Source organism: Microcoleus sp. PH2017_35_SFW_U_B, assembly GCF_020737865.1.
Taxonomy (GTDB): Bacteria; Cyanobacteriota; Cyanobacteriia; order Cyanobacteriales; family Microcoleaceae; genus Microcoleus.
In genome coordinates this window covers 1-8,983 of record NZ_JAEQDE010000161.1, presented here as the reverse complement: position 1 = coordinate 8,983, position 8,983 = coordinate 1, and the positions used below count along the sequence as shown (strand labels likewise).

13 protein-coding genes are annotated in these 8,983 nt (G+C 46.0%); 12 read left to right on the top strand and 1 reads right to left on the bottom strand.

The features are described from left to right. From JGK36_RS32245 to JGK36_RS32235, 3 genes are all read left to right on the top strand, one after another. Nucleotides 1-644, top strand: a 644-nt coding sequence (locus JGK36_RS32245) for an NADPH-dependent F420 reductase (RefSeq protein ID WP_293199198.1), incomplete at its 5' end; no start/stop codon positions are given. Between the two features lie 162 nt (nucleotides 645-806). Next, nucleotides 807-1,109, top strand: a complete 303-nt coding sequence (locus JGK36_RS32240) for an antibiotic biosynthesis monooxygenase (protein ID WP_293186970.1) — start codon at nucleotides 807-809, stop codon at nucleotides 1,107-1,109. Between the two features lie 133 nt (nucleotides 1,110-1,242). After that, on the top strand, nucleotides 1,243-1,791 hold the full coding sequence (locus JGK36_RS32235; RefSeq protein ID WP_293186969.1) for a TspO/MBR family protein: 549 nt from the start codon (nucleotides 1,243-1,245) through the stop codon (nucleotides 1,789-1,791). Nucleotides 1,792-1,966: 175 nt separating this feature from the next. Here the strand turns inward: JGK36_RS32235 and JGK36_RS32230 are convergent, their stop codons facing one another. Further along, a complete protein-coding gene (locus JGK36_RS32230; RefSeq protein ID WP_293186968.1) occupies nucleotides 1,967-2,575 on the bottom strand; it encodes a TetR/AcrR family transcriptional regulator in 609 nt (202 codons plus the stop codon). Nucleotides 2,576-2,667: 92 nt separating this feature from the next. Here JGK36_RS32230 and JGK36_RS32225 point away from each other — a divergent pair, with 92 nt between their 5' ends. The 9 genes from JGK36_RS32225 to JGK36_RS32185 form a co-directional block, all read left to right on the top strand. After that, nucleotides 2,668-3,342, top strand: a complete 675-nt coding sequence (locus tag JGK36_RS32225; RefSeq protein ID WP_293199196.1) for a GNAT family N-acetyltransferase — start codon at nucleotides 2,668-2,670, stop codon at nucleotides 3,340-3,342. Nucleotides 3,343-3,357: 15 nt separating this feature from the next. Further along, nucleotides 3,358-4,053, top strand: a complete 696-nt coding sequence (locus JGK36_RS32220; RefSeq protein ID WP_293186966.1) for an SDR family oxidoreductase — start codon at nucleotides 3,358-3,360, stop codon at nucleotides 4,051-4,053. Beyond that, nucleotides 4,053-4,886 (top strand): alpha/beta fold hydrolase, encoded by an 834-nt coding sequence (locus JGK36_RS32215; RefSeq protein WP_293199194.1) that lies wholly within the window; start codon nucleotides 4,053-4,055, stop codon nucleotides 4,884-4,886. Before JGK36_RS32220 ends, JGK36_RS32215 begins: the two co-directional genes overlap by 1 nt. 51 nt (nucleotides 4,887-4,937) lie before the next feature. After that, nucleotides 4,938-5,723 (top strand): SDR family oxidoreductase, encoded by a 786-nt coding sequence (locus JGK36_RS32210; protein ID WP_293186964.1) that lies wholly within the window; start codon nucleotides 4,938-4,940, stop codon nucleotides 5,721-5,723. 292 nt (nucleotides 5,724-6,015) lie between these two features. After that, nucleotides 6,016-6,606 carry an antibiotic biosynthesis monooxygenase gene (locus JGK36_RS32205; RefSeq protein WP_293186963.1) on the top strand — a complete coding sequence of 197 codons (591 nt, stop codon included), beginning with the start codon at nucleotides 6,016-6,018 and terminating at the stop codon, nucleotides 6,604-6,606. 12 nt (nucleotides 6,607-6,618) lie between these two features. Continuing rightward, on the top strand, nucleotides 6,619-7,053 hold the full coding sequence (locus JGK36_RS32200; protein ID WP_293186962.1) for a hypothetical protein: 435 nt from the start codon (nucleotides 6,619-6,621) through the stop codon (nucleotides 7,051-7,053). 129 nt (nucleotides 7,054-7,182) lie between these two features. After that, on the top strand, nucleotides 7,183-7,920 hold the full coding sequence (locus JGK36_RS32195; protein ID WP_293186961.1) for an SDR family oxidoreductase: 738 nt from the start codon (nucleotides 7,183-7,185) through the stop codon (nucleotides 7,918-7,920). 54 nt (nucleotides 7,921-7,974) lie between these two features. Then, nucleotides 7,975-8,559: a cytochrome b/b6 domain-containing protein gene (locus JGK36_RS32190; RefSeq protein ID WP_293186960.1), complete on the top strand. Its 585-nt coding sequence runs from the start codon at nucleotides 7,975-7,977 to the stop codon at nucleotides 8,557-8,559. A 139-nt stretch (nucleotides 8,560-8,698) separates the two neighbouring features. Then, nucleotides 8,699-8,983 (top strand): hypothetical protein (locus JGK36_RS32185; RefSeq protein ID WP_293199192.1); only part of this gene is annotated, 285 nt, incomplete at its 3' end.

The window sequence follows — 8,983 nt, the reverse complement described above, 5'->3', positions numbered from 1 at the left end:
TGAAAATTGGCATTATTGGTGCTGGCAACATGGGTGCTGGGTTGGGTAAACTTTGGGCAAAGGCAGGACATGAAGTCGTCTTTTCTTACTCACGAGATCGAAATAAGCTGCTTGAGCTGGCAACAGCGGCAGGGGCGACTGCAAAAGCAGGAACAATTCAAGAGGCAGCAGCACAAGACATTATCTTACTAGCTGTTTGGCTGCCAGCATTGGAAGAGGTCATTCATGCGGCTGGCTCTTTGGATGGAAAAATTGTCATTACTTGTGTGAGTGGAATTCAGCCAGACTTCACGGGGCAGACGATCGGTCTAGCGACTGACTTAAAAATTTCTGTTGCTGAAACCATTCAGAAACTTCTACCAAATGCAAAAGTTGTTGAGGCATTCAATACTACATTTGCTGAAATTATTGCTTCAGACTCAAGACAATTCGGTGCTGATTTTCCTAGCGTTTTTTACTGTGGTGACGACGTTGAAGCAAAACAAATCGCTGCAAGTCTCATTGAAGACTGCGGTTACAAACCAGTTGATGCAGGTAATCTTCTGGTAGCACGCACTTTAGAAACCTTAGCAAGTGCATGGGTGCAGTTCGCTGTTACGAGTCAGCTATTTCCCAACCTTGGGTTGAAAGCTTTGCAACGTTGAGCAGCATAATCAATCAAATGCAGCAGACGGTTGAGGGTCAATGACTGAGTTCAAGGTTGCTTGCCGCCGCTCGTTTGAGAATTTAGGCAGCAAGGTAGAAATTCCAGATCGGACTTTCTTTCAAACTTTCTTGCGGCAACTACATACAACGGAAAACCTAATATGAGTAACTTTTCTCCTGGCTACTACATTACCGCCGAACTTCGCATCAAAGAAGAATCTCAGGCCAAAGAGGCAATAGATTCGTTAACGATCTTATGCGCCGAGACCCTCAAAGAGCCAGGTTGTTCCATATTTCAGCTTCATCAAGACACAACAACTCCTCTCCGCTTAATACTATGGGAGAGATTTGACGATGAAGCCGCATTCAAACGTCACTTTGAGGAGTCGCATACCAAGGATTACGTTGCCCTAGACCTGACAGAGGTTGTGCAATACTTCCAGACAAGCGTGATTGCGGCCTAACATTCGTTCAAGCCGACCCCGACGCGGGGCGGCTTAGCTCAAGCGTTATGCGGATAATTGAGTCGGCTTAGGTATTAGACTTTTTCTCGCAATTGATGTATCAGTACCTTAGTTAGCTAACACCAGAACAGAAATGAGCGACACTAAAACCAACCCTAAGCCCGTCATCGAAAGTCGTGTCTTCCTTTGGTGGCACGCCCTCGTCATCTTCGTGATTGCGAACTTGGTGAGTGCGCTGCCAGTCGGTTATGGTGGTGACAAGATTTTCTACAACAACTTTGAGCAGCCGCAATTTTCACCGCCTGATTGGTTGTTTGCCCCCATGTGGCTCTTCTTAAATGTCACTTCGCTCATGGCTCTGTCTATTGTGGCAAATTTACCAGAGCGTTCAATACGCCGCCGGACGTTCCTAATTTTTGAAGGAGTTGGTTGGGTATTGTTCGCCATCTTTACCACGATCTACTTTTTGATGCGTAGCCCAATTCTCGGTGCAGTAGATACGGTGGCTGGACTTGCTGTTGGATTTGCTAGTCTAGCCTGTTGTGTTGGTATCGGCCAACGACGAGCTACGTTCTTCATTTTACTGAGGGTGATCTGGCTGTGCCTTGCAAGTTATGTTTCGGTCTATGTCGCATTTCACAATACTGATGAGTTTTTTTATAATATTGGGTGGGTAAGGTAAGTCTAACCAATCGAATGTACCTAAAAACACATAATGCCCTCAATCGAGTTGTTATGCAGGAAATAGAGTGAAGGTTAATGGATATTATCGACACTATCAAGCCAAAAAATAGAACTGCGTGGCGAGAATGGTTGGATAAACACCACGTTGAGTCGCAGCATAACCAATCAGAGCATCAGACTTGATGCCGAGTTAGTAACGTCTCGATCAATTGTTGAGCCGTTTTTAACCGTTTAGGATCATTGGATTGCGCGACCCACGCTGCCAACTCATTCAGCGAACCATTTACTAAATGAGCAAAGCCCTCCACATCGATCGTATTTAGCTTTCCCTCCTTGACGGCTATCTGGATTGCCTCATAGAGCAATCCAAACCCATACTGGTCGAACTCGACTAAGGTGTCTGCCGCCAAAACCGCTGGGGCTTCAATGAACACCAATCGTCGCAATTCCTCTTGCTGTGCAATCTCTAAGAATGCCTGACAACCGATTACCAACTGTTCCCAATTGTTGTCTAGGGGCTGTATTTTGCTTCTGATGTAGCCTGTGATCTCGCCATAGGCTTCGGCAATCACAGCTTTAAAGACTCCCAGCTTATCGTTGAATTGGTGATACAACGCCCCACGAGTAATCCCCAACTCGCTGATAATTTCCTCGGTTCCGGTGGCTGCATACCCTTTGGTTGCAAAGAGATGACGCGCCCGAACAAGGATGGCACGGCGGGTACGTAAGGTTTGTTCAGCCTTGGTTAGTTTAGTGGGCATAGCAGGTTGCTTGACATTCATACAGTATGTATCTTGACAGGATTGGAAAGAGTCGATATTTTAGATACATACAGACTGTATCTTTTATGGGGATTTTTCTCAAGGAGGCTGTCATGCAAACGACTCTAAACACTCGCAAAGCCACGATCGCGGATATTCCTTTTCTTGCCAGAATCGAGTACGAAGCTTCCTTACCTCCTTTGAATCATTGCTTTTGGGAGGACATTTTGCAAGGTACTGGAACAAGCGCATTGCAATTCATTGAGGCGGAACTGAGGGCAGGTGCTTCTAACTGGGGGAATGTGACTGATTTCTTGATTGTGGAGGAACAGGGAAAACCGGTTGCAGGGGCAGCAGGTTACACACCAAACTTGGAAGATTACTGCCCGTTGCGCTTATCCCATCTGGATATGATCGCAAAAGATTTGAACTGGTCTAAGGATATTGAAACGGACTTTCGCGATCGCTATATCCAATTTTGGGGTGGCGATTTGCGACCGTTTTTTCTAACCCCTCAAGCACCTTGGATTATTGAAAATGTTGCCGTCTTGCCAGAAGCACGAGGTCGAGGATTAGGAAAAGTGCTACTCAGAGCGCTCCTAGAGGAAGGGCGATCGCAGCAGCATTCTCACGCAGGAATTATGGTCATCAATGGGAACGATGTGGCTCGTCATACCTATGAGTCTATTGGGTTTAAGCCATACCAAACCTTTCACGCCGAGTATTTCGCCGAACAATTTAATCTCGAATTTCCAGGAATTACCAAGTTCGGTTTTTGTTTCAATTAAACAGGAGAACATAATATGTCGTTCAAGACGATTCTTGTGGCTGGCGCGAGCCGTGGCATTGGGCTTGCCGTTGCTGAACATTTATCATCTCAGTGCGATCGCTTGCTAGCAGTTTCTCGCACAGAGTCGCCGATCGGGGAGTGGATTCAGGCAGACTTGTCTAACATAGGGGGTGTGGAAACAGTGGCAAAAGCGATCGGGGAAGATTCTTTAGATGCACTCCTATACATGGGAGGCACTTGGGAAACCCATGCGTTTACTAGCCAGTACAAGTTTGAAGATTGCTCTGATGCGGACATTACCCAAGTGATTGCAGTGAATTTATTGGCTCCGATTCGGTTGGTTAAAGCTTTACTACCTGCCCTCCGACGATCAGATAATCCAAAAATCATTTTTATGGGTGCGCTCTCCGGTCGGGATAATTTCCCAGGACGAGAGGTTGCTAATAGTGCTTCTAAGTTCGGGTTGCGGGGTGTTGTGCATTCATTGCGTGAAGAGTTGCGATCGCAGCAAATCAGTGTCACAGTGATTAATCCTGGCAATGTCGGCACACCCGAAGTTTTGGCTGATCTTGCCGCAGATAATCTATCAGGCGGTGAGGCAATTCCTCTAACAGATCTTCTAAGAATTATTGATTGCATTCTCTCCTTGTCACGAGCTACTTGTATTAAGGAAATTGACGTACCCGCAATGTTAGGTAAGGGGGCTTGATGAATAGTACTGATCAATTGCAAGACCAATATGTCAAAGTCGGTTCAGTGAATACCCGATACTGGCAAACTGGTGATTCAGGCAACACGGTCATCTTGCTTCATGGTGGCGGCGGTTATATTGAGTTGTGGAAGCACAATATCTTTGAATTAGCCACTCATCATCGTGTATATGCGTTTGATATGGTCGGTGCGGGTCAATCCGATAAACCGGATACTGATTACACCTTTGACTTCATGGCGCAGTTCACGCGGGATTTCATGAAGGCTTTAGACATCTCTAAAGCGAGCTTGATTGGAACTTCTGCGGGTGGTGGAGTGGCACTCACCATTGCGCTGAACTTTCCAGAGTTAGTTGATCGACTTATTCTGGTTGGCAGTGCTGGTTTAGGTAAAGAAATCAATTTTCTGTTGCGGATCTCAACGTTTCCACGTTTAGGCAGATTATTGAGTTCGCCAAGTAAATCGGGTGTGGCAATGTTGTGTAAGCAGGCGGTCTATGACTCAAACCTCATTACTGACGAGATCGTCAAGGAGTTTTATCAAATGGCGACGATTCCTGGCGCGTCAGAAGCAACATTAAACGTCGGTCGTTCAAACTTCAACATCTGGGGACAATTTCACCAGTCGATTACTGAAAGATTAGGGACTATTGTGGCTCCGACCCTAATTGTTTGGGGTAGACAAGACCCGATGGTTCCTGTAACCCATGCTCAGAATGCCGCTAAAATCATTCCAAATGCTCGGTTGGAAATTATTGAAGAGTGTGGTCATTGGAGTTCGATTGAGCATCCTCAAAAATTCAATCAGTTAGTTTCAGGGTTTCTCTCGTGATTTTTGGATTGGTTGCCATTTGTCTGTCGTTTACGACCAAGGATATTTTTTATGCGTAGTAACCACAAAATAGCCCTGATTACAGGCGCTTCATCAGGGATTGGAAAAGCACTCGCCGAGAACTTTGCTCAAGACGGTTATGACGTGATTCTGGCGGCGCGCAGTTTCAGCAAAATGGAGTCTCAAGCTGCCTATCTGAAAGAACGATACAACATCACCGCAACTGTCATCGCCGCCGACTTGGAATCCCATGAAGGAGCCGCCAACTTGTACAAGGAGATCAAGAACAGTGGCTTCATGCTGAGCGCACTAGCGAACAATGCAGGCTATGGCACTTTTGGCGAGTTCAAAGACTCGACTCTACAATCGGAACTGGCAATGATGCAGATCAATATGAACACGATCGTCGTATTGACGAAGCTCTTCATGCCTGACCTCCTGGCTACCAACGGCAAGATTATTAATACTGCCTCAACCGCTGCATTTCAACCTGGCCCATACATGGCTGTGTATTACGCCACCAAGGCATTTGTCCTGAGTTTCTCAGAAGCAATTGCCGCTGAGCTTGAGGGGACAGGTGTCACCGTGACGGCGCTCTGTCCCGGGCCGACGGCTTCTGGTTTCCAAGACAAAGCCGATATGCACGCCTCGGCGCTCGTCAAAAACAAGAATCTCCCGATCGCAGAGGAGGTAGCTGCTCTAGGCTATCGAGCCATGCAACGTGGTCAGAGGGTGTACATCCCAGGCATTGTAAACTGGCTGATGGTTCAAAGTCTGCGCTTCACGCCACGTAGCTTAGTCACTAAAATCGTCAAGGCGATGTCAAAACCAATTTAATGAGCTGATTGTGCCGAAACACTTTTGATGTCCAGCCTCATAGCAAGATTCTAATAAATGGGGCAAGAATCAATGATTAATCTGGATTTTTCTAACAAGATTTTGACTCGGCAGAAATCTTTGCTAAGCTTGGTTTCGTATTGAGGTAAGGCGGAAAATAAACTTTATCATTTTACTTCCAAAATAAAACGATTTGGGTTGGCTTATCTTAAATGCGAAACACGGAGGGAAGATATCTAATAACAAGCACTTACATTTTAGTTCATGGCGCTTGGATGGGGAAATTTTGACAGTGGTAAAGTCTCCTGCTGGAGTTGTGGCGATTACTCGGCACGTTAAGCCGGGATTTGAATCTGTATTTGAAGAGGCAGTGCGAGGTGTCATTCTTGCAGCTAGTACCTTTCCGGGCTATGCAGGAGGTGAAGTTTTATATCCCACAACGAAGCGTGGTGCATGGCAACTGATCCTGCGCTTCGACACCGTTGTTCATTTGCAAGAGTGGGAAGAATCTCCCATTTGTCAGGGCTGGATTGCTAGGGCAGATGCACTCACTATAGGCGATCCAAAAGTTTTGCGGGTTAATGGTTTAGAAGCCTGGTTCGTTCTGCCTGAAGTGCCGAATGCACTTCCACCCCCTAAATGGAAAACTGCGATTGTTAGCGCGATCGGTATCTATCCAGTCATTTCTCTGATGCCGATTCTGCTGAAACCAATCACAAATGGACTCCCTGCTTGGCTAGCAACACTTGTAAGCATTGCCATCATGATGCCGTTGATGACTTGGGTCATTATGCCTCAGGTAACGCGATTGTTTAAGCTCTGGCTTTATCCTCCTGATGCAAAGCATTTAGCCCATAAATCAACTAACTCAAACCCAAATTAAAGGAATGGATTCATGGATAACCTGCAACTAGAAAATGGATTCCCGGTCAACCCTATCCGAGTTGGCGATGGAATTGTTCTCATCAACATATTTACACTAGATCCTGAAAAAACTGAGCAGTTTGTTTCTACTCAAGTTGCCGAGTACAAGAGATTGAAAGGTCAATTCCCAGGCAGTTATACAGCCAATCTGCACATTAGCCTTGATCGGACACGAGCTGCAAACTACGCTAATTTTGCATCGGTAGAAGATTATGTCGCGATGCGAAATAGCCCTGAGTTTGCCGATCATTTAAAGCGTCTTCAAGGGCTTGTTGTTAAGGCAGAACCCCAACTCTATCAAGTGATTTACACACAGAATCTAGATATGCAAACCTCTGAAGAACCTTTACCCATGTTGCCCGCTCCAGAACTTGCACCAAAACTTTCGCCTCCCGCCCTTAATTGATATTGATATTGCATGACATCGCAGACGTGCTTGAATAATTGGTTTCGGATAATTCGCGATGGGTGAACGAATAGACCATTCAAATGAACGGTAGTATTTTGTAGGCATTTAATCATTCTAGGAGAAATCATGGACGTTACAAATTCAATCGCTCTTGTAACAGGAGCAAATGGTGGCATTGGTCGATATTATGTGGAAGCATTGCGAACAGCAGGTGTTTCTCGGATTTATGCAGGGGCGAGGAACCTAAATTCTCTGACTAACATCGTTGCGATTGATCCAGAGCGGATTATTCCAATTTCGTTAGACATTACGGATGAACAGTCCGTAACCACCGCAGCAGCAACCTACCGGGATGTCACTCTTTTGATTAATAATGCTGGAATCGGTTTGCTCAAGGGTTTTATTTCTGCGACTGACTTTTCTAGTGCTAGAGCCGAGATGGAAGTGAACTACTTTGGTACGCTCGCGATGTGTCGCGCTTTTGCTCCAGTGTTAAAGGACAATGGCGGTGGAGCGATCGTCAACATGCTCAGTATTCTCGGAAAAGTTAACTTTCCCATGAATGCGTCCTACTGTGCTTCTAAGGCTGCGGCAATATTAATGACTCAGGGTGTTCGGGCTGAGTTGGCAGCGCAAGGTACGTTGGTTGTCGGTGTGATGCCTGGGACGGTCGATACAGAAGTAAGTAGAAACTTTCCACCACCGAAAGTGTCTCCAAAAGTTGTTGCTCAAGAAGCCTTGCAAGCCGTGATCGATGAAGTTGAAGATGTCTATCCTGGAGAACAAGCCAAAGAGATGGCAGCACAGTTGCTTAAAGATCCAAAAGCACTCGAAAAGATGATGGCAACGATGCTGCCCAGTTAATCATCTTCAACGGGAACCGATCATAATGAGGCGAAATTAAGGGAGAAACCCGCTATGAGTTCATTGCAGACTGTACCTAAGAAGCCCAGGCTCAACTCTGCTTTCCAACGGTTGATGTCAGTTCACTGGTGGATGGCAAGCTGTTATCTGGTTTTGTTTGTTGTCGGTACGTTTATGTCACAGATGCCCAGAAATGACTTTCGAGACATTCTCTACGACTTTCATAAATCGATCGGGGTATTGACGATGGCACTTCTGACTTGGCGCATCCTCACCTTGCTCCAGGTGGTGTGGAAGAAGTACACGAAACGGCAGCCTAAGTTTTCTCTGCAATGGCTCAAGAATTTTGCGTTGCATACGCTGATGTATATCTTTATGTGGGCAGTCCCGATCGCAGGGTTTCTTCTTTCTAATTCCTTTCGAGCCAACGGGGTCAAGTTTTTTGGATTAGTGCTACCCGATGTATTTCCGCAGGATGCGAAGATGGTTGAACTCGGTCGGGCACTTCATTTCTGGCTTTCCTACACATTCCTAGCATTCATCGCGCTGCATTTAATCGTTCAATGGAAAGTTGCTAAAGCCAACTGGCGAAGGCTTAAAGGATTCATTGAAGCAAGAATCAGTACGCAAAGAAACTGAACTTCCCAGTATTTCTAACACTGGGAAGCGTGACAAAATAGAGATGGCAGCGCAATTACTCAAAGATCCAAAAGCACTCGAAAAGATGATGGCGACGATGTTGCCTAGTTGAATGCAATCTACATGAGAAAAACTCATTATGGCTCAACCACAATTTGCCAAGGGGCTGCTGAGTGCTGCTGCACTGTCAACGCTGATCATCCCAATTGGAGTGGATGCAGTTTTATTGGCAAACGGGCATATGAATAACCCAGCATGGCTTCCCCACGCTAAACTTCACTGTGCAATGTCTTTTTTTGCGGCGGCTTCTCTAGGAATTGCAGCGTTAGCAATTTTAAAAGTGCGTCCCACCAGCGATCGCTTTTCAATGGGTTTGGCTGCATTTCTCGGATCTGCGTTCTGGGTTGGGCTAATTGGCGCGGGG

Excerpts from the sequence above, each read along its gene's own strand:
- JGK36_RS32190 (WP_293186960.1), top strand. The coding sequence starts at position 7,975 with ATGAGTTCATTGCAGACTGTACCTAAGAAGCCCAGGCTCAACTCTGCT.
- JGK36_RS32195 (WP_293186961.1), top strand. The coding sequence starts at position 7,183 with ATGGACGTTACAAATTCAATCGCTCTTGTAACAGGAGCAAATGGTGGC.
- JGK36_RS32230 (WP_293186968.1), bottom strand. The coding sequence starts at position 2,575 with ATGAATGTCAAGCAACCTGCTATGCCCACTAAACTAACCAAGGCTGAA.
- JGK36_RS32220 (WP_293186966.1), top strand. The coding sequence starts at position 3,358 with ATGTCGTTCAAGACGATTCTTGTGGCTGGCGCGAGCCGTGGCATTGGG.
- JGK36_RS32240 (WP_293186970.1), top strand. The coding sequence starts at position 807 with ATGAGTAACTTTTCTCCTGGCTACTACATTACCGCCGAACTTCGCATC.
- JGK36_RS32200 (WP_293186962.1), top strand. The coding sequence starts at position 6,619 with ATGGATAACCTGCAACTAGAAAATGGATTCCCGGTCAACCCTATCCGA.
- JGK36_RS32235 (WP_293186969.1), top strand. The coding sequence starts at position 1,243 with ATGAGCGACACTAAAACCAACCCTAAGCCCGTCATCGAAAGTCGTGTC.
- JGK36_RS32225 (WP_293199196.1), top strand. The coding sequence starts at position 2,668 with ATGCAAACGACTCTAAACACTCGCAAAGCCACGATCGCGGATATTCCT.
- JGK36_RS32210 (WP_293186964.1), top strand. The coding sequence starts at position 4,938 with ATGCGTAGTAACCACAAAATAGCCCTGATTACAGGCGCTTCATCAGGG.
- JGK36_RS32215 (WP_293199194.1), top strand. The coding sequence starts at position 4,053 with ATGAATAGTACTGATCAATTGCAAGACCAATATGTCAAAGTCGGTTCA.